Source organism: Chryseobacterium sp. YIM B08800 (assembly GCF_026163565.1).
Taxonomy (GTDB): Bacteria; Bacteroidota; Bacteroidia; order Flavobacteriales; family Weeksellaceae; genus Chryseobacterium.
In genome coordinates, this window is the sequence record NZ_JAPDKN010000027.1 from 60,635 (window position 1) to 82,966 (window position 22,332).

Below are 22,332 nucleotides of genomic sequence, written 5' to 3' on the forward strand. Positions count from 1 at the left end.
AAGCGGTTAAGATTTTTTTTCTTAACCGCTTTTTTATTTTACACTTTTTCTGATATTTAATCGGCAACATTCAGCTGAATTTCAATATCTCTTGTTACTTTTTTGACTGAAGAATATTTCGCATCACAAACCATGGTTGTCAAAACATATTCTCCTTTTTCAACCATTACAAAATTCTGTCCGTTTGGTGGCACATCAAGATTATAATATTTTTTTCCGTTTATTTTTACAATCAATCTGCATTTCGATTTATTTTTAATATTAATATAAGCTTCATTATCGTTAGGATCATTATTGAAGAGGTGAGTCAAATATGAAGCTGTTTTTTTTGCTTCAGCACTTGGCTCGGATTTTTTACTTGAACTTCCTACAGAAGCATAATTTACGGTACGCTCACGTTCCGGTGTTGTAGATTTTGTATTTGAAGCTAAAGTTTTACCTTTATTAAGCTCATTATTGCTTACAATTTTTTCAATTTTATTTTTGCTTAAAGGTTTTATGGTAGGTTTTGCTTCTGCAGAATTATCTGCCATAATAATATCAATAAGTCTTCTTTTCAACTTATCATTTTTTTCGTGCCCCGGATTTTGCTTTATAAAACCTGCTATAATTCTTGCTTCAGCAGTAGACTCAGCTTCTTCAAGTGTATAAATAATAACCGTTTCTTTTTCTGCAACGACTTTAGTTTTGGCTTTTTTCCTCTTTTGAGCAATACCAAGACTAAAAACGGAAAGAAATATGATTAGAAATAATTTTTTCATGTAAAATCTTTAAAAATTTATTAAATAAATACTATAACGTTAAAAGTCATTTTTTAGTTTATCATTAAAATCATTATCTTTGCCCTGCTCAAAAATAAACTATTAAAGTTAATTATAATTTTAAATAAAAAATAATAAATATTATGTCTTATTCACCAGCTGCTGCAGACGTAGCAAAATTAAGAAACCAAACAGGTGCAGGTATGATGGACTGCAAGAAAGCTCTAGTTGAAGCAGAAGGAGACTTCGAAAAAGCAGTTGATATCCTTAGAAAAAAAGGACAGAAAGTTGCAGCTAACAGAGCTGACAGAGATTCTTCTGAAGGTGCAGTAATCGCAAGAGTAAACGAAGATAACACTTTAGGTGTTGTTATTTCTTTGAACTGCGAAACTGACTTCGTTGCTAAAAACGAAGCGTTCATCGAGTTAGCTTACGAATTAGCTGAAATGGCTATTTTCGCTGCTACTAAAGAAGAATTATTGGCTACAGATTTCCACGGAATGACTGTTGCTGATAAATTGATCGAGCAAACTGGAGTTATCGGTGAGAAAATCGAGATCGGTGCATTCGAAAGAATCACAGGACCTTTCTTGGGAGCTTACATCCACGCTGGAAACAAAATTGCTGCAATCACTTCACTTTCTGCTAAAGTAGAAGGAGCAGATGAAGCTGCTAAAGCTGTTTCTATGCAAGCTGCTGCAATGAACCCAATCGCTCTTGACGAAACTAAAGTTTCTCAGGAAACTATTGACAAAGAATTAGAAATCGAAAGACACAAACTTACTGAAGAAGGTAAGCCTGCAAACATTATCGATAATATCTTGAAAGGTAAAATGCAGAGATTCTACAAAGACAACACTTTGGTACACCAAGATTTCATTAAAGACAGCTCTATTTCTGTAGCTGATTATGTAAAATCTGTAAACGCAGACCTTAAAGTAACAGGATTTGTAAGAGTTAGCTTATAATAGCTTTTCAAATTTAAAATACTAATCCCGATGATTCTTTCATCGGGATTTTTTTGTGATCATTTCAATTTAGGATATTAACAATATATGAAGTTAGTTTTAAATTTTCCACATTTCAGTAAACATTAAAAAAGTGTTAAAAAAATACTGTAAAAAATTGATTATTAATGCTTAAATTTGTCGCCCCTAAAACTGAGGCATGAAAAGATTTCTACTTATTATCTGTACATTTTGGTGTTTTATCCTTAATGCTCAACTCGATACCGAGCACTGGTTTGCTCCTATGTCTGCAAAGGCCGGAACTGGTGGTCTTGAAGGATATTTATATTTATCAACCAATGAAACAGTACCTTTTGCGGTACAAATCTTCAACAATAACACGTTGTACACAACGGTACAGGTAAGTAAAAATAACCCTGCACAAGTAATTATTCCTAATAATTTTTTGATTGCATCATCTCAAAACCAGTTGTTTACCCCGAATAACATGGGATTGAATGTAAAAGGATCAAAAAAATTCTTTGCCAATTATAGATTTGCAATGACCAATCATGCTGAAATTCTTACATCAAAAGGAGCAGCAGGTTTAGGAACAACATTTTATGCAGGTATGGCTCCTATTACAGGATCAGAAGATCACATGAATGCTACAATCGGAGTTACTGCAACTGAAGATAATACTGTTGTTACAATTTCCGGTTACAATCCGAATATCACTTTTTCAGACGGAATATCTTCACCTACAAGAACATTTACGCTTAATAAAGGTAAATCTTACATCTTAGATGTCGTAAGTTCTTGGTCGCTTGCCAATAAAACAGGATTAGTAGGCGCAAAAATTGTCGCAACAAAAGCTATTTCTGTAACTAATGGAAACTTTAATGCAGCCTACACTACTCAAAATCTTACCAACAATGATATTTTGATGGATCAGGCGGTTCCTGTAGATCGTTTAGGAAAAGATTTTGTAGTAGTAAAAGGAAACGGAACGGTGACTTCTCAAATGGAAACCGCTTTGATTATTGCTACCGAAAACAACACACAGATCACATTTAACGGAAGCGGAGCAACAACAACTCTTAATGAGGGACAATATTATTTAGTTCCTAGTGCAAGATATCAACATCAGGGAAATGGTCATTATAATATGAATATTTCTTCAACTAAAAACATCTATGTGTACCAGCTTCTTTCCGGTGCTACCAATGGAAATGAATATGCTTCCGGAGGAATGAATTTCATCCCGCCTTTAAGCTGTTTTATGCCAAATAAAATTGACGAAATAGGTTTTATCAACAGAATCGGAGGACAGACTTTTGCGACAAGATTAAATATTATCACTCAAGCAGGAGCAACCGTAACTTTAAACGGAGGTAATATTGCAGCAGGAAACGGGCCTTATCCGGTAACAGGAAATCCAAATTGGGTAAGTTATTCTATCCAAAATGTGACAGGAAATGTAACATTAAACTCGACGAAAGCAATGACTGCAGGAATTGCTGCAGGAAGTGGTGCTGTAGGATATGGCGGATATTTTGCAGGATTTTCATCAGTTCCGGCGATTACCAAAACCGGTGACTGCTACGCAGGAATTCTTTTACAGGTTGATAATAATTACGATGGCTATCAATGGTATTTAAATGGTGTTGCCATTCCAGGCGCAACTACTTTTTCCATTAATCCTGAACTGTATGGAGCAGGAGCTTATACCTGCTCAGTTACTAAGAACAATTGTGAAACAAAATTGACGACGATATACAATTACACACTTTGTCCGCCAATTTCTACAACAACTTTTACAATCGGGTCTTGTAACACCAAAGTGATTACTCCAGTATTTACGAGTTCTACACAAACTATTGTTCCGTCATTAACGGCAATTATTTCTCAGCCAACTAACGGAACAGCAACAGTAAACCCGACCACAGGACAAATTACTTACACCCCAAATGCGACAACCGTAAATACAACAGACCAGTTTATTTATTATATTCAAGGAAATGGAAATCCTTTTGCTTTTGAATATTTTAAAATCATCATCAACACAGATGTTCTTCAGGTAAACAATGCCTCAATAAGCATTTGTAATAGCGCTGCAGGAAATGGAACCTATAATCTAACGACTGCAAATGTTACCTCAGCTGTTGGAACTACTATTACTTATTTTACCAATGCAAATTTAACGGGGCAAATTACTGATCCAACAAATTACACCGGACCTGCAGGAATTATTTATGCCAATGTAACTTCAGCTTACGGATGTTCTAAAGTTGCGCAGATTACATTGACGATGAATCCTGCTCCAAACATCAATACAAGTACTTATAATGCGGAATTTTGTGATGATAATTCTTCTGGAGTTATCAACATCAATTTTGCAGCGGTTACTCCACAAATTGTTACCAATTCAGCAAATTTTACTGTAAAATATTATTTAAATCAAGCTGATGCAACTGCAGGAAATAACAATACATTACCTACTAACTGGAATTACACTACAAATACTACAGTTTATGTAAGAGTTGAAAGTACAAACGGATGTCCTCCTGCATTTGGACAAATTAATTTTGTTATTAAAAACAAAGTTCCTTTGCTAACTCCAACGCACGTTGTAGAAATTTGCGATACAGACATGAATGGTTCTGAAACGGTGAATCTAAATAATTATAAAAATATTTTCACGACAGACCCAGGAACTAACGTCACTTTCCACAACAGTTTGGCAGATGCACAATCTGGTGCAAACGCAATCCCTGCAACACAAACCATCAATAACGGAGCAACGGGAACTTTTTATTTAAGATTTACAAATGCAACACAGTGTTTTAATACTGCGAGTTTAGCAATCAAAGTAAATGCTGTTCCTAATATCAATATTGCGAATTTTAATGGTAATCTTTGTGACGATAATTTTGACGGAATTGTAAATGTAAATTTCAATACTATTACTCCGCAAGTGGTAACAAATTCTGCCAATTTCACGGTAAGATATTATTTAAATCAAACTGATGCTAATGCCGGAAACAACAATACACTACCAACCAACTGGACTTATACATCAGCAACAACCGTTTACATAAGAGTAGATGGCACAAGTACAACTTGCCCGACTGCTTTTGGACAAATTAATTTTACTGTAGGTAATAAAATCGCCTTAATTACTACAAACTTTACTGCTGAAATTTGCGATAATGATTTAAATGGTTCACAAAGTGTTAATCTAAATGATTATAGAAATCAGTTTACTGCAGACCCTTCGGTAACATTAACTTACCACTCTACTTTGGCAGATGCACAATCAGGAATCAACGGATTAGCAGTCAACCAAATTATTACCACTCCGGCTACATTTTATATCAGATTCACAAGTAATAACGGATGTCCGAATACAGCAACTTTGAAGATCAGCTTAAGATCACCAAAAAAATCTGAAGTTTTGAAAGATCAGATTATTTGTTCAAATGACAAAGCAGTTTTGAATGCCGGAGACGGATTTACATCTTATTTATGGAGTACGGGAGCGACTACTTCTACCATTACTGTCGGCGTAGGAACTTATTATGTAGACTTAGGCTTTAACGGTTGTACATACAGACAAAACGTGACGGTAACTGCGGCACAAGCTCCAACTATTACGAGCATTGTTGTTACAGGAACTACTGCCACAATCAATGTTACAGGAGGAAATGCACCTTATCAATATTCATTAAATGGTTCTGATTATCAAAATTCTAATATATTTACCGGTTTAACGAGAGGTCCGTACAAAGTTTATGTAATTGGAAGAGACGGTTGTCAACCTGTCATCAAAGATTTTTTAATTTTAAATTTAATTAATACGATCACTCCAAACGGAGACGGAAGAAATGATGTTTTAGATTATTCTGATTTAAGAATTAAAGATCAGGTAAGCATTGAAGTTGTTGACCGTTATGGCGCAGCAGTTTACAAATCTTCTGGCGACAACTACAAGTGGGACGGAAAATCTGGCGGAAGAAATCTTTCAACAGGAACCTATTGGTATATCATCAAATGGATTGAGCCAGATACAAAATTACCAGTTTCTCACGCTGGATGGTTGTTAATAAAGAATCGAGAATAGATTTTAAATTTGATTATTAATAAATCATATCTTTTATAGCAATCAAATTCATAAATAAAAAAGGAGAATTCATAATGAATTTTCCTTTTTTATTTACACAACAATATCTAAAAAACATGTTTAATTGCGTTCTGCATGGTTTAATTTTAATATCATTAATTTGTAATTTCAACAGGCCACACAATAGAATCGGGAATAAATTTTAAATTTTGTTTATGATTTATTAATAATATATTAAATATTATTTTAATTTTGTAGAAATCCTAATTCCATAATTTTATGAAAAGATTTCTACTCAGCTTAGCATTAATACTTGGCATGTTTACATCTCTGTTTGCGCAAAGAGACACAGAGCACTGGATTGCGCCCTACTATGCTACCGCTGGAGGGTACACAAATAAATTATATTTGTCTACCGACAATGCAGCCCCTTTTGTAGTTACCGTCTATAACAATAATGCTGTTATAGGGACAGTAACAATTAGCAAAAACAATCCGATGACCTTCGATATTCCGGTCGCTACCATCTCAGCCAATCTTGCTGCGGATGCATTTAATGTTATTACTAAAGGAGTGTATCTCCAAGGAAGTAAACCATTCTATTGTACGCTAAGATTGGGGCAATTCTCACATGGTGAGATTGTTACGAGCAAAGGTAAAGCCGGTCTTGGTAAAGAATTTTACGTTGCTAATACTCCATCTACTGCAACCTCAAACAATTTTACAGCCGGAGTGCTTGCTACAGAAAACAATACAGTAGTTACAGTAACCTGGAATGGCACTATCAATTTTTTTGGAGCGCCCAATCCAGCGCCAGCAAACACCCATACTTTCACTTTAAATAAAGGACAATCTTTTATTTTCGCAGGAAATACTTCAGGAACAGCACCTTTTATGGGCGCTAAAATTGTTTCTGATAAACCAATTACCCTTACAAACGGAAACGTGAATGGGAATTTTGGAAATAACACAGGATCTGGCTCAGACGCAATTTTAGATCAATCTGTTCCGGTAGAAAGACTAGGTAGTACTTTTGCCATGGTGAGAACGAAATCTACCACTTCAGATTTAGAAGGTGGAATTGTAATCGCTACAGAAAATAATACAGACATATATTTAAATGGTGCGGGAGCCGCTGTTGCTACCATCAATCAAGGGCAATGGTATAGAATTCCGGGAAGTGCCTATCAATTACAAGGAACTAATAACCACTACAATATGTTGGTTACAACTTCCAAAAATGCATACTTATATCAGTTGGTTTCTGTAAATGATAATAGTGCAACTTGTGGTTTTAACTATATTCCACCATTGAACTGTTTCTTACCTAGGAAAATCGATGAAATTGGAAAAATTAATGAAATGCCTGGTTATACAGGTACGATTAATCTAAAATTAAATATTTTAACGGAAGCAGGAGCTACAGTATTAGTAAATAATGTACCTCCAACTCCAGCACAGGGACCTTACCCTCTTACAGGAAATACAACATGGGTAACCTATGCAATTGAAGGAATACCAGACAATTTAACTATTACATCTACCAAAGCCGTTACAGCAGGTATTAATGGTGGATATGAAACAGCAGGATACGGTGGATATTTTGCAGGGTTCTCTTCAATTCCGGTAATTTCAAAACAGACTGGAGAATGTATTCCCGGAATTATTTTAGAAGTTGATGATGGTTATGACAGCTATCAGTGGTTCTTGAATAATACGCCAATTACAGGAGCAACGACAAACACAATAACACCTGCTGTTGCCGGAAACTATACTGTAAAAGTAACAATGGGAACTTGCCCACCAGTGACAACACCTATCTACAAAGTATTTACTTGTTTGGGGCAAACTACTCAAAATATAAATATCTGTGGTACAAAAGCAATTGTTCCTACATTTACAAACTCAACCCAAACACCAGTACCAGGAACTGTGCAAATCATTACACAGCCAACGAAAGGAACAGCAACCCTTAATCCGGCTACTGGAGTAATTACTTACATTCCAAATCCAGGATATTTAGGTCCAGATAAGATTGTTTATAAATTCTGTGGTAATGCCCCTGAATTTGTAGATTGTGAACAGATAACTTTAAATTTAAATGTTGTTCCTTTTGTATTGACAGACAGAACAATCCAGGCTTGTCAATATGCTGGAAACGGATTTTTTGATTTAACGACAGCAAACGTGACAGACAATACTGTACCGACAACGAAAAAATTCTATCCAACTCTAGCAAATTTAGAGGCAAACACTAATCAGATTACCAATCCTACAAATTACTTCTCAGGATTAGGTTCAGTATATGTAAGAGTTTTAACAGCTGAAGGATGTGTAGGAAATGCTAAAATTACTTTAGATTTCTTCCCTACTCCAGTAGTTACAGAGGCAACCTTAACGGAATGCTTCATAGAGAACAACGAAACTCAAGGAAGATTTAATCTTTTGAGCGCAAATGTAACAGCTGAAACACCAGTTACGAAAAAATTCTATCCTACTTCTACCGATGCAAGCAACGGAACGAATGAAATTTTAGGTGTTGATTCTTATATTTCAGCAAACGGTACTGTATATGCAAGAGTTTTTAACTCTCACGATTGTTATGCAATAGCTAAAATCAATCTGAAAGTAACTCCTCCAAAAAGATCTCCATTATTGGTAGATAAATACATTTGTATTGATGACAGAACTACTTTAGATGCTGGTCCGGGATACCAATCTTACCGTTGGAGCACTGGTGCAACTACACAATCAATAGTAGGAGTAGCCGTTGGCGATTACTGGGTAATTCTTCAGGATGCGGGATGCTCTGTGAAACAGTTTGTGAGCGTAAAGAAAGCACAAGACCCTGTTATTACTTCAATTGAAATAGCTAATAATACAGCTACAGTAATTGTGACAGGCGGAATCGCTCCATATCAATTCTCTGCAGACGGAGTAACTTGGCAAGACTCTAATGTGTTTACCAATCTTACCAGAGGACAACAGACATTCTATGTAAAAGATTCTTTCAACTGTACTCCTATTTCAGTGGAAGTTACTGTTCCTAATTTAGTAAATGCAATTACTCCTAATGGTGACAACGTAAATGATTACATAGATTACAGAGAATTAGCTTATAAGGATAATCTTGTTTTCGTAATTTATGACAGATATGGCAACAAAATATTTACAGGAGATAGATCTAATAACTACAGATGGGACGGAACCCATTCTAATAAAAAGATATTAACCGGTACTTATTGGTATCATATCAACTGGAATGAACCAAATGAAGCAAAAACTCCAATTAAATACACAGGTTGGATCCTTGTTAAGAACAGAGAATAAGGCTCACCACTTTATACCAAGCCACAACCTAACAGTTGTGGCTTTTTCTTATCTATAATTAATATTTTATAATATTTTTTTACAATACTTCTAAATTATTCTATTATTTTTGTACAAATCCTAATTCTACGTTATGAGAAAACTTTTACTCACTTTTTTATTGATGCTTTTTAGTAGCAATATACTCTTTGCACAAAGAGATACAGAGCACTGGATAGCACCTTTTTATGCATCTACAGCAACAACTCAGGCGCTGTATTTATCCACAGATTCGGTAACACCTTTTGTAGTTACCATTAACAGCAATAATGTTGCACTGGGAACGGTAACAATTAGCAAAGGAGCTCCTCAAATCTTTACTGTTCCTGTCACAAGTATTTCTACCAATAATACTACTGAAGCTTTTAGTGTAATTAATAAAGGGTTATATATTAAGGCAGAAAAACCTTTTTACTGTACTCTTAGATTGATTAATTCAACTCAACATGCCGAGGTGGTAACCAGTAAAGGTAAAGCTGGTATTGGTACAGAGTTTTTTGTTGCGAGTACACCTTCTACTCAAGTTGATAGTTCTAATAATTTTACAGCCGGAGTTTTAGCAACAGAAGATAATACAACAGTTACCGCTACTTGGAGCGCTACAGCCGTTTTCACGTTTTTTGGAGCCACTCCAACAACCAACACCCACACTTTTGTTTTAAATAAAGGGCAGTCTTTTATTTTTGCGGGTCCTATTTCTGCTACAGTTCCATTCATGGGAGCAAAAATTGTAGCCAACAAGCCTATTACCCTTACTAACGGAAATGTTACTGCCAATTTTGGAATTAATACTTCTTCGGGAAGAGATATCATTTTAGATCAATCTGTACCAACAAGCAGACTTGGAAACACTTTTGCAATGGTAAGAACAAGATCTACCTCCGCAGACTTAGAAGGAGGAATCGTGATTGCTACTGAAAATAATACCCAGGTATTTTTAAATGGATCTACAACTCCGGTTGCAACTTTAGCTCAAGGGCAATGGTACAGAATTTCTGGAAGCAGCTATATTGTACAGGCTGGAGGAACACATGCAAATATGCTAATCAGTACTTCAAAAAATGTGTATTTATATCAACTCGTTTCGGTAAACAATGACAGTGCTACTTGCGGTTTCAATTATATTCCACCTTTAAACTGTTTTTTACCAAGAAAAATTGATGAGATTGGTAAAGTGGGCGAAATGCCTACAGGCACAGGAGGAGCGAGTGTGGTACCAAATGGTACTATCGTAAAGCTCAATATCTTAACTGAAGTAGGTGCTAACGTTACTTATACCGTAAATGGAGGAGCACCAATAACTCCAACGGCTGCGCAAGGACCATTTCCATTGACAGGAAATCCTAACTGGGTAACCTATGCAATACAGCCTATAGTTGGTAATATAGCTATACAATCTAATAAAGCAGTCACTGCAGGAATTAACGGAGGACACAGTACCTCAGGATATGGTGGATATTTCGCTGGATTTTCTTCAATCCCGCTTATTGCAAAACAGACAGGAGAATGTATTCCGGGATTAGTTTTGGAAGTAGATGATAGTTATGACACATATCAGTGGTTTAGAAATGACATCCCTATTCCTGGAGCAAACGGCAATTCTTATACACCAACCCAATCTGGAAATTATACGGTGAGAATTACCGTAGGATCTTGTATCCCTGTAATAACTCCTGTATATAAAGTATTTACTTGTCTTAAAGAAACTGCTCAAGCAAAAACTGTATGTGAAGGATATTTAAATATCATCCCACAATTTACTTCATCTTCGCAAACATTTACTCCAGGTAGTGTTCAGATTATTACACCTCCTGCAAATGGTACAGCAATCATCAATCCTATAACCGGGGTTATTGGATATACTCCAAACAATGGTTTTGTAGGTATAGATACTATCGTTTATAAATTCTGCGGTAACGATCCTGAATTTGTAGATTGTGAGCAGATTACTCTTACATTAACGGTAGCAGAAAGCCCGGTAGTAAATGATACAACATTAAGAACCTGCTTCCTTGAAGAGAATATTGCTACAGGATTATTTAATCTTACCAATGCAATTGTAACTACACAACTTGGTACTACAAAAAAATATTATCCTTCTGTAACTGATGCTCATAATCAGACAAATGAAATATTAGCTCCAGATCAATATGTAGCTCCTACTGGAGTTGCTTATGTGAGAGTAAGTAATGCAAATGGATGTTACCGTGTAGCAAAAATAAATTTGGTTGTTTTAGCACCAATAGAATCTGCTGTTTTGGTAGATAAAGTAATATGTATCGAAGACAAAACCGTATTAGATGCAGGACCTGGATTTGACGGATACGAATGGAGTACAGGAGCTACTACACAAACCATCAGTAACGTTGGAGTAGGAACTTATTGGGTAAAGCTAAAAACAGGAGACTGTATTACTAAGCAAGCTGTAAAAGTGTACGCTTCTGAGCAGCCGGTTATTACCAACATTGAAGTTACAGGAACAAGTATTACCGTAAATGTTACAGGAGGTGTTGCTCCTTACGAATATTCTATAAACAATATCAATTGGCAGTCTTCAAACGTATTTACAGATCTTCCGAGAGGTGATGTTAAAGTATATGTAAGAGATACATACACTTGTGTACCGATTGAAGTAGAGATTACAATTCCTAATATTGTTAATGTAATTACTCCAAATGGAGACGGGGTGAATGATGTTTTAGATTATTCTGCTCTTGCTAATAAGCCTAATTTGATATTAGGAATCTTTGATCGCTATGGAGTGCAAATCTTCGAAGGGAACAAAGACACTGGTTATAAATGGGATGGAACCATTAATAAAACTAAAAAAGTTTCTACAGGAAATTACTGGTTTAGTATTACTTGGAATGAAGCAAAAACAAAAACTCCAATCAAATTCTCAGGCTGGATTTTAGTAAAAAACAGAGAATAACCAATTTTTAAATCAAATATTATTAAAAACCACGATATCATTATCGTGGTTTTTGTTTATTTTTAAAACTATTAACGTATTTTATTATTAAATTTGTGGTAAAATCGAGTTCAAAATGAAGAAAATTTTATCTTTTTTCCTTATTTTTTATATATTCTCTACTTCACTTGCTCAGCTGGATCGAGAACATTGGTTTGCTCCCATGGTAGATCGTACAGGAAACCCAAACCCTTATCAAAAACTTTATCTTTCCACAAACCGTACGACTCCATTTGCTGTTACCATTTACAATAACAATGTTGTTATTGGTACAGTTACGATTAGTAAAAATAATCCACAAAAATTTGATGTCCTTCGAGACTATATTATTACAACCTTACAGACAGATTTATTTACTCCAACCTCAAAAGGTTTATATTTAAAAGCTGACTTTCCCTTTTATGCGAATCTAAGATTTTCAGTTTTTAACCATGCAGAAATTATTACCTCAAAGGGAATTGCTTCTACAGGCACAACTTTTCATGCAGCTTCTGCTCCTATTACGGTAAATAATGATATCCTCAATTTCATGACCAGTGTTTTGGCTACTGAAGACAATACAACAGTTACCATCTCCGGATATAAAAATACCGTACAGTTCTCAAACGGAACATCAGGAACAACGAACCCTACTCTAACTTTTACATTAAACAAAGGACAATCTTATATTATTGACGGAATTGGAAATATTACCGGAAATTTTGATGGTTTTATTGGTGCTAAAATTGTCGCCACAAAACCTGTAAATATTACCAACGGAAACTTCAACGGACAATATGCCGGAAACAATTCTAACAGTTCTGATATTCTGATGGATCAATCGATACCGGTAAGCAAGCTTGGGAATACTTTTGCCCTTGTAAAAGGTAACGGAAACATCGGCAGCAATATGGAAGGAGCTGTGGTAATTGCCACTCAAGATAACACAGCAGTTTATGTAAATAATGAATTAACACCTATTGCCAATCTAAATACCGGACAATACTTTGTAATCCCTGATACAAAATATCAGCTTCAAGGCACCTCTCATTATAATCTTTATGTGGTAACAACCAAAAATGCTTACGTGTATCAAATACTTGCAGGAGCAGCTACCACAGGAAACGAAGTTGCAACGGGTGGTTTTAATTTCATTCCGGCGCTTAACTGCTATCTTCCAAAGCAGATTGACGAGATTGGACTCATTAATGAAAACTTTGTACATACCAATAATAACCCAGCAGGAATTCTTACCATTCCAACCAAATTAAATCTGATTACAGAAAGAGGAGCCGCTGTTTTGGTCAATGGAAATCCTCCTCCAGCAGGAACTGGACCGTTTGATATGACGGGTACAGCCAACTGGGTAACTTATGGAATTCCCAATACAACAGGAACGATTACAGTAACTTCAACAAAAGCAATCACTGCTGGAATTACCGCAGGTAGTGATGCTGTAGGATACGGCGGATTTTTTGCAGGATTCTCTACACAACCCGTTATTTTAAAATCTGGCGGCGACTGCGTTCCGGGAATTGTACTTACTGTAGATCCTGTAATCTATGATTCTTACCAATGGTATGTAAATGGAAATCTTATTCCGGGAGCTACATCATCTTCCTACACCCCTACCGGATCAGGAAATTATACCTGTGCAGTAACTATGGGAACTTGTGCCGCACTTGTAACAGCACCTTTCAAAGTTTTAAACTGTATGAAACAAACTGCTGTAACGTACAATATTTGTGATACAAAAGTTATTACTCCTACATTTACAAGCTCTACACAGACTCCGGTAGCTGCAACTGTTGCCATTACCACCGCACCAACTTTGGGAACAGCCACTATTAATGCTGCAACGGGAGTTATTACTTATACAGCGACAAATCCTTCAGCTGGAGGAACCGATACATTTGTGTATACTTTCTGTGGAAATGATCCCAACTTTACAGATTGCGAAACTGTTACAGTAACTATTAATATTCATCCTGTAACCGTAAATAATGCTACATTAAACGCCTGTAATGTCAACGGCAACGGGACTTTTAATCTTACAACAGCTGTTGTTACGACAAACACTCCGGTAACGATTACGTATTATCCAACCCTACTTGATGCACAAAACGAAAATTTAGCTGCATTAATAACTGTTCCCACTACATATCCTGCACCGAATGGAACTATCGTATACGCCGTTGTAAAAAATCCTACAGGATGTAAAAATATTGCACAGATTACATTAAATCTGTTTCCTTTAGCAATCGTTACTCCTGCCAATATGGGAAATCAGTGTGACGAAAATATGGATGGAACTGTGAATGTTGTACTTTCAGATATCACCCAATTAATATTAAATAACCCGGCTTATTTTACTAATGTAAGATACTATGCTCAATTAGCAGATGCCAATTTAGGAAATGCCAATACGCTTCCTAATAACTGGAGCTACAACACCAATACGACTATTTTCATTCGTGTAGAATCTCCTGATGGATGTGCTCCTGTTATTCAGCCAGTTAATTTTACTGTGGGTACAAAACTTACTTTAATTAAAAATGCTTTCAACACCGATTTTTGCGATGATGATTTAGATGGAATAAAACCTATAAATCTATCATTTTTCTTAAATCAGTTTACAGTAGATCCACTTGTTACCGTTACTTATCATGCAACTCTTGCAGATGCACAGAATGACGTTTCACCAATTAGTGGTGCAGTTACACTTACCGGATCTCATACTTATTACATCAGGTTTGAAAAAAGTGGTTTCTGTCCGGATGTAGCTACCATAAGAATCAATCTTAAAGTTCCTAAAAAATCTGATATTTTATCAGATAAAGTAATTTGCCCTAAAACGAATACAAACTTAGACGCAGGTCCGGGGTTTGATTCTTATCTTTGGAGCACAGGAGCTACAACGCCTGTAATTTCTAATGTTCCGGCTGGTAATTATTGGGTTGAGCTTGGGTTTAACGGATGTGTTTACAGACAATTTGTAAATGTTTCAGAATCTACTTTACCGGTGATTACATCCATTGACATCAACGGATCTACTGTGACAATCGGCGTAAGTGGAGGTACACCGGCTTATGAATATTCTCTTGACGGTTTTATTTGGCAGACTTCTAATGTATTTACCAATGTTGTAAGAGGAACCTACACGATTTATGTGAGAGATTCTTTGAATTGCGATATTGTAAAAAAAGATTTTGTAATCATTAATCTGATTAACACGATTACCCCAAATGGTGACGGTAGAAATGACCACATAGACTATTCTGCATTGATGAGCAAAGAAAATCTTGAATTCAGAATTTTTGACAGATATGGTGCCGAAGTTTTCCGTGGAACACCTTCCAACAAATTTACCTGGGACGGAAATATGAAAGGAAGACCGGTTTCTACCGCAACATATTGGTATTTTATAAGTTGGACAGAACTTGGGAACGTAACCAGTGTAAAATATTCGAGCTGGCTACTGGTAAAACACAGAAACAATAGTCTGTGGGACAAATAATTTTAATGTTTTAAACAAAAAAAATACTTTCTATAACATACATTAACATGTTTGATATAAAGTTTAATATAATTTTAACCACATATTGATAAATCTCACACAAAAACTGACGTAATTCTTATGTAATTTTGCACAACATATGAAGAAACTCTTATTAATTATATTGTTGGTTTTTATAAGTAAGATTAATGCGCAGAATTATTCCGGTGAAGTCTTTTTACGAGACAATTCGGTGTTGTATCTTAATCAGGTTTATGTAACCAATCTTACAACACTCAAAACTGTTCTTACAAGCTATAGTGGAGAATTTAATATAAAAGCAGAACCCGGAGATGTTATACGTTTTACATCAATTATTACAGAAAGAAAAGATGTAAAACTGACGCCGCAAATGTTCAGCTCTAAAAATCTAGTCGAATTAAAAGTAGCGTATTACGATATTCAGGAGGTTGTTATCAGCAGATTCAGACCTACCGGAAACTTAAGATATGATGTAAACTCTATCCGAAAAGAAGATAAAGCACTTGCTTTGAAAAAAGTAATTGGTCTTCCCGAGCCAAAAGGCGACGGTACTTCTCCTGTACTTCCTGTTGCTGGTTTCAGAGATGGAGGTCTTACGTTTAGTTTAGAAAGTATATTTGATATTCTTTCTGGTGATCGTAAGAAAAAGCAACGTTTGGTAGCTTATGAAAGAATGAACAGCTCTGTGACTAACATCAAAAATTATTTAGGACATGATTATTTCACAAGGCTTAAAATTCCTGAAAACCTTATCGACAACTTCTTACAGTTTGTTTATACTTCCGAGAATATCGAAGTGTATATACAAAGCGGAAATTACGAAGCCATAAAATTACCTATCGAAAAATACCTTCCTATTTATCAGAGAAGATTAAAAAATTCGCATCTTCAGGATGTTGTAAAATAATTAGGATCATTTTAAGGCAAAATTTATTAAAAACAAATCTTAACACTTTAGTTTTAAAAAATTGCCTAATTTTAGTAAAAGCAACTATTATCAAGAGTTTAAATAATTTTTATAAGAATTAATTTAAGCATTATCACCAAACATACTATTTCAATGAAAAAGTTAGTTTTACTTTTCACCACTTTATTGTTTCTTACATTCTCGGCACAGAAGCAAGGCAAAGATTACAGCAATATTCTTAAAAGCAAGAATATCTATGAAATCAATGCCTTTCTGAGAGATGCACATCCGGATGACCCTCGAAGATCTATTCTAAAGCCAAGAGTAATGGATTTTATGAAGGAGTACATCAAAAATGCGCCACCCGGTGACAGAAAAGTAAGAGAAATGCAGGAAAATCTTGCGAGACTGAAGAGAGGACCATCTACAAAAGTTTCTTTTGAGGAGATGAATGCTATGATTAAGCAGAAGCAAATCTTAAAATATCAAAAACAATTACAGGTCGGTCAGTCAGCAGTTGCTTATACGCCAAGTTCAGCGCAAAACGTTTATGTAACCTCTACTTCTGCCACGAAAAACACCAAAGTAATTGCAGATACAGAAGCTTCTGAATTTAATATGTTGATGGGAGAAAATCCTATTGAGCATAAAAATAAAACCGTGAAAATCCTTAACTCTCTTTTTGACAACGATCCCAATTCAAAAGAATGTATCGTGATGATTGAGAACAAATCTGATTGTAATATTATCGTAAGAATTGAAGGTATCGGAAATACAAAATACAGACTTCCTATTCCGGCTCATGGCGACAACTCTATTGTTGTAGAAAAAGGAGATTATTTATTTACAAGTATTGTTTGCGGAGCGCAGTATGCATCGCAAAAAACCGTTCAAAAACCATTAATGGTGGCTTTAGGAAGTTCATCAAAATAGGCTCTCCTACTTTTCGTTCAGATTAAAAATTTAAATGCTGCATAATTTTCGTAATTTTGCGGCATTTCATATAATTCATGGGCAAAAATAAATTAAGAAGATTCGCAGAAAACAAAACATTACCAAACGTTGTACAACCTACAAGAGAAGAAGCCCTTAAAGGTTTTGAACTAAAAGGAAACTGGAGAAAAGATTTCTTTAAAAACGACCAACCGATTGTTTTAGAATTGGGTTGTGGAAAAGGTGAATATACTGTAGGTCTTGCAAAAACTTTCACAGATAAAAACTTTATCGGTATTGATATAAAAGGAGCAAGATTCTGGTTTGGCGCCAAAGAAGCTGCAGAAAACGGAATGAATAATGTAGGTTTTCTAAGATCTCAAATCGAATTGATAGAATATTATTTTGCTGAAAACGAAGTTGACGAAATCTGGATTACCTTCCCGGATCCGCAGATTAAATATAAACGTACAAAACATAGATTAACCCACCCTGATTTTCTTGAAAGATATAAGAAATTCTTAAAACCTGGTGGAATTGTACATTTAAAAACCGATTCGGAGTTTTTACATGGCTATACTTTAGGTTATTTACAAGGTGCGGGTTACGAAATCATCTCTGCGCATCACGATATTTACGGAGCTTTGGAATACGATCCGAATACGCCTCATTTAAGAGATATCCGTACATATTATGAAGAATTGTTTTCGGCAAAAGGAAAAACAATTACTTATATAAAATTTAAGATTAATTAAATCCATTTTGAAGCTGTAAATTATTTTGCAGCTTTTTTTGGGCAATAAAGCAAGCTTTTCTGAGTTTAATAAAAAGTTTAAATTTACTTTCAGAAAATATTAATATGAAAAAGCTTCTTCTCTTTTCTCTTTTTATCATCCTATTTCTTAATAGTTGCGGTACTACCAATCAGAACACAAGACAACCTATACGAAGACCTTTTCCAACAGCTTCAAATACCGGAACCAAAAATAGTTCTGCCGCACAAACCGAAAGAGAATATCAGGCTTTATTAAAGACCTACAAACCAGAAACTGCAGACGTTTTAAACAGCCTGCTGAATGATTCTTCAAACAGCCCAAATGTTTCTATTTCCGTGGAAAATAAGTCGAACTGCAATATGGTTTTAACAATTAGTGGTAAAAATTATTTCAAAAAAATTCCGATTGCATCTAATAAAATCGGGTCTGTAATGGTTCCAAAAAATCAGAATTACAATTTATCGGGGATGCTTTGCAATTCGGTTTATGAGAAAACAAAATACGTTACCAATTCTTTCAGTATAAAATTATCAAACTAAATAGTTTTTAGTCTTAATTTGATTAAATTTGTAATCGGCAAAACTTCCGGATAGTATTCGGAAAAAATAAAAAAAACACAATTTGATGAAGAAAAAAACACTTACATTTTTCTTCTTCGGTCTCATTCTTTCATCTTGTGCAAGTAATACGGTTGACAAAGTTGACGTTCTTAAAAGTACAAATATTAGTGAGATTGAAGAATATCTTGGGAAAGCACATCCCGAAGATCCTAAAACAAGAATTCTAAAACAGCGTATCATTGCATTAAAAAATGCTGAATGGACGAAAGGCGCAAAAAATGCAAAACCAATGGAAGCTAGACCTGTTTTCGTTGAATTACCCAATCAATTAACCAATAAAAGAAATTCTGAAGCCAATTTACAGGTTTTTAAAAAACTAATGTCTGAAACTTCGGAAGAACATAGAGAGAAGACCAAAAAGCTTCTGAATAATATGTTTAATGAAGATATTACTCACAATGAAGCCATTCTTCTGCTTAAAAATAATTCAGACTGTAATTTGATTTTAGAAATATCGGGAAAGAAATTTTACAATCTTGCCGTTCCGGCGAAAGGTGAAAATTTTATCGTTTTGAATAAAGATACCTATACTTTCTCTGGAAATGTTTGCGATGTAAAATATCAAAGCTCAAAAGAGATTAACAAAAGTCTGGTTATTGTTTTGCAAAATCCAGGATTTAAACCTGTACCCGAAAAAGATTTGATCGCAGAAAATAGTCTCAATAAAGATCCTGAAAGGGAAAAACCTAAACAAAATATTACCTCTAAAAGAAAGAAGAAAAAATAACAGTTAAGTTATAACAAACAAAAACCGCTGAGTAAATTCAGCGGTTTTATTATTTTTAAAGATAGTCTTCAGATTATTCAGCAGAATCGAAATCTGCATCTTTATCAGCAGAAACTACTTCTCCTTCTTCTTTAGATTTTTCTTTATCAGCTTTTCTCTGAGACTGACCGTCTTTGATAGATTCTGAAACAACGCTCAAGATCATATCGATAGACTTAGAAGCATCATCGTTTCCTGGGATAACGAAGTCAACTTTTCTAGGGTCAGAGTTAGTATCAACAATACCGAAAACTGGAATACCTAATTTCTTAGCTTCAGTTACAGCGATGTGTTCTCTCATGATATCTACAACGAAGATCGCAGAAGGAAGACGCACCATGTCAGAGATAGAACCTAAGTTTTTCTCTAAGTTAGCTCTTTGTCTGTCTACTTGTAATCTTTCTTTTTTAGATAAAGTTTCGAACGTACCGTCTTTTTTCATTTTGTCGATAGAGTTCATTTTCTTTACAGCTTTTCTGATTGTAACGAAATTCGTTAACATACCTCCCGGCCATCTTTCTGTAATATAAGGCATATTAAGTTCAGCAGCGTGCTTAGCAACTACTTCTTTCGCTTGCTTTTTAGTAGCTACGAAAAGAACTTTTTTACCTGCAGAAGTTAATTTTTCTAAAGCGCTGCACGCTTCATCCAATTTAACAGCTGTTTTATGTAAGTCTACAATGTGAATACCATTTTTCTCCATAAAAATGTATGGAGCCATATTTGGATTCCACTTTCTAGTCATGTGACCGAAGTGTACACCAGCCTCTAGAAGGTCTTTTACATTTGCTTTTGCCATGTTTTCTGTTTTTGTTAGTTTACTTTCCGTTTCTTAAACAATCAACAACTTCTTTAGATGGGAGAAGCGTTTGGATGCTAAACGTAACGGGCAATTTTAAATTTAGATTAATAGATTTCAGATATAAGATACCAGACAAGAAAAAGTCTGAGATCTGACATCTCCAATCTGATGTCTGAAAAAAATTAACGTTTTGAGAACTGGAATCTCTTTCTTGCTTTTTTCTGACCTGGTTTCTTTCTTTCTACCATTCTTGCATCTCTTGTAAGTAAACCTGCAGGCTTCAATGCTAATCTGAACTCAGCGTTGATCTCGCAAAGTGCTCTAGAAATACCTAATCTGATAGCTTCTGCCTGACCTGTATTACCACCACCGAAAACATTTACGGTAACGTCGTACTGACCAACAGTTTCAGAAAGGATAAACGGCTGGTTTAATTTGTAAACCATCACGTCTGTAGAGAAATAAGTTGCAGCATCTTTACCGTTTACTGTAATGTTACCAGTTCCTGGCTTTACATAAACTCTCGCTACAGAAGTTTTTCTTCTTCCGATTTTGTGAACTATAGACATAATTAATTATTTAAATTCGTTAACATTAATTGTTTTAGGCTGTTGAGCTTCATGCTTGTGCTCTGTTCCTTCATATAAATAAAGGTTTTTAAGCAATGCAGATCCTAATCTGTTTTTTGGAAGCATACCTTTTACAGATTTTTCCAATACTTTTAAAGAATCTTTTTTCTGAAGTTCAAGAGCTGTCATAGACTTCTGTCCACCAGGATAACCTGTATGCCAGATGTAAGTCTTATCGTTCCACTTGTTTCCTGAAAGAGTAACTTTCCCAGCATTCAAAACAATAACATTATCACCACAATCTACGTGAGGTGTAAAGTTTGCTTTGTGCTTACCTCTCAAAATCTTTGCAACCGTAGAAGCTAGTCTTCCTAACGGCTGTCCTTCAGCGTCTACCACAACCCATTCTTTATTAGCAGTAGCTTTGTTCGCTGAAACAGTTTTGTAACTTAATGTATTCACACGTTTTAGTTAAAGATTAAACATAATTTACCCCTAAAAGGGTGTGCAAAGGTACAAATATTTTTCTAATCTGAAAATATATTTTAAATTAAAGTAAAAACAATGACATTTAATAAGTTAGCAATTTTCGGAAACGATCAAAAAAACATTGCTTATAAATTGAAAGAAAGATTTAATCTTAAATAAATCGAGAAATCAATAAATATTTTTGTTCAAATTAATTACGTAGTGATTTACTTCCTCTGAAACTTGCAAATAAATAATAAGCCACAAAAACTGTCGAAAACTTAATAATAGAAGGAATTGCCAATTCTAAATTAAAAATAAGAGCTCCAACTGCAACCAGAAGCGCCATCGCACCGAAAGACAATCCCATTTTTTGGAAAAGAGAAAACTTCACATCATCTAAAAAATAAGCTAAACCCCACGCAAGACCGAAAGCAATAGCATAATAAAGCTCTAAACCAAGATCTTTGGTTTCCATAAACAAATAGTTGAACATAAAAATAATTCCGGTTCCTACTATAAAATAAATCAGCGCTCTTTTCATACCATAATATATAGTGCAAAAATAAAGAATTAAATTTTGCAATCATTTTAAACATATCGATTACGCTTATATTTATTTTAAAACACATATTTTAATAAAACATTTGAACCCAATATTTAATCTATAAATATCTAAACAACAGAACGAATGTTTGTTAAGTTGAAAAAAAGCACTTCACAACAAACACGCCAACTACTTAAAAATCAATACCTTAATCATAGATTATCGGTTTTTAATTTATTGTTATATTTGGAATTCA

At 34.8% G+C, this 22,332-nt stretch carries 15 protein-coding genes; 10 read left to right on the top strand and 5 right to left on the bottom strand.

Features of this window, described 5'->3' with window-relative positions; all coding sequences use genetic code 11:
* Positions 1 to 56 precede the first annotated feature (56 nt).
* Positions 57 to 761 carry a DUF6759 domain-containing protein gene (locus OEW74_RS11560; protein ID WP_265428639.1) on the bottom strand — a complete coding sequence of 235 codons (705 nt, stop codon included), beginning with the start codon at positions 759 to 761 and terminating at the stop codon, positions 57 to 59.
* 143 nt (positions 762 to 904) lie between these two features.
* On the opposite strand from OEW74_RS11560, the gene tsf reads away from it, so the two are divergent.
* The 10 genes from tsf (at position 905) to OEW74_RS11610 (ending at position 19,651) form a co-directional block, all read left to right on the top strand.
* On the top strand, positions 905 to 1,729 hold the full coding sequence (gene tsf, locus OEW74_RS11565) for a translation elongation factor Ts (RefSeq protein ID WP_265428640.1): 825 nt from the start codon (positions 905 to 907) through the stop codon (positions 1,727 to 1,729).
* 199 nt (positions 1,730 to 1,928) lie between these two features.
* Entirely contained in the window at positions 1,929 to 5,831 is a 3,903-nt protein-coding gene (locus tag OEW74_RS11570) for a gliding motility-associated C-terminal domain-containing protein (RefSeq protein WP_265428641.1), read from the top strand.
* 279 nt (positions 5,832 to 6,110) lie between these two features.
* Positions 6,111 to 9,161, top strand: a complete 3,051-nt coding sequence (locus tag OEW74_RS11575) for a gliding motility-associated C-terminal domain-containing protein (protein ID WP_265428642.1) — start codon at positions 6,111 to 6,113, stop codon at positions 9,159 to 9,161.
* Positions 9,162 to 9,294: 133 nt separating this feature from the next.
* Complete coding sequence (locus OEW74_RS11580) at positions 9,295 to 12,132, top strand: gliding motility-associated C-terminal domain-containing protein (RefSeq protein WP_265428643.1); 2,838 nt, start codon at positions 9,295 to 9,297, stop codon at positions 12,130 to 12,132.
* A 115-nt stretch (positions 12,133 to 12,247) separates the two neighbouring features.
* Entirely contained in the window at positions 12,248 to 15,667 is a 3,420-nt protein-coding gene (locus OEW74_RS11585) for a T9SS type B sorting domain-containing protein (RefSeq protein ID WP_265428644.1), read from the top strand.
* A 139-nt stretch (positions 15,668 to 15,806) separates the two neighbouring features.
* On the top strand, positions 15,807 to 16,595 hold the full coding sequence (locus OEW74_RS11590; RefSeq protein WP_265428645.1) for a hypothetical protein: 789 nt from the start codon (positions 15,807 to 15,809) through the stop codon (positions 16,593 to 16,595).
* A 153-nt stretch (positions 16,596 to 16,748) separates the two neighbouring features.
* Positions 16,749 to 17,528, top strand: coding sequence for a DUF6759 domain-containing protein (locus OEW74_RS11595; protein WP_265428646.1), 780 nt, complete (start codon positions 16,749 to 16,751; stop codon positions 17,526 to 17,528).
* Between the two features lie 77 nt (positions 17,529 to 17,605).
* On the top strand, positions 17,606 to 18,283 hold the full coding sequence (gene trmB / locus OEW74_RS11600) for a tRNA (guanosine(46)-N7)-methyltransferase TrmB (protein ID WP_265428647.1): 678 nt from the start codon (positions 17,606 to 17,608) through the stop codon (positions 18,281 to 18,283).
* Positions 18,284 to 18,387: 104 nt separating this feature from the next.
* Complete coding sequence (locus tag OEW74_RS11605) at positions 18,388 to 18,843, top strand: DUF6759 domain-containing protein (protein ID WP_265428648.1); 456 nt, start codon at positions 18,388 to 18,390, stop codon at positions 18,841 to 18,843.
* An 85-nt stretch (positions 18,844 to 18,928) separates the two neighbouring features.
* Entirely contained in the window at positions 18,929 to 19,651 is a 723-nt protein-coding gene (locus OEW74_RS11610; protein ID WP_265428649.1) for a DUF6759 domain-containing protein, read from the top strand.
* 73 nt (positions 19,652 to 19,724) lie between these two features.
* On the opposite strand, the gene rpsB is transcribed toward OEW74_RS11610, so the two are convergent.
* From rpsB to OEW74_RS11630, 4 genes are all read right to left on the bottom strand, one after another.
* Positions 19,725 to 20,489 (bottom strand): 30S ribosomal protein S2, encoded by a 765-nt coding sequence (rpsB, locus tag OEW74_RS11615; RefSeq protein ID WP_074232121.1) that lies wholly within the window; start codon positions 20,487 to 20,489, stop codon positions 19,725 to 19,727.
* Positions 20,490 to 20,674: 185 nt separating this feature from the next.
* Positions 20,675 to 21,061 (bottom strand): 30S ribosomal protein S9, encoded by a 387-nt coding sequence (gene rpsI / locus OEW74_RS11620; protein ID WP_034678948.1) that lies wholly within the window; start codon positions 21,059 to 21,061, stop codon positions 20,675 to 20,677.
* A 6-nt stretch (positions 21,062 to 21,067) separates the two neighbouring features.
* Positions 21,068 to 21,523: a 50S ribosomal protein L13 gene (gene rplM / locus OEW74_RS11625; protein ID WP_066674809.1), complete on the bottom strand. Its 456-nt coding sequence runs from the start codon at positions 21,521 to 21,523 to the stop codon at positions 21,068 to 21,070.
* A gap of 217 nt (positions 21,524 to 21,740) precedes the next feature.
* Positions 21,741 to 22,073, bottom strand: a complete 333-nt coding sequence (locus OEW74_RS11630) for a hypothetical protein (protein ID WP_265428650.1) — start codon at positions 22,071 to 22,073, stop codon at positions 21,741 to 21,743.
* Positions 22,074 to 22,332 lie beyond the last annotated feature (259 nt).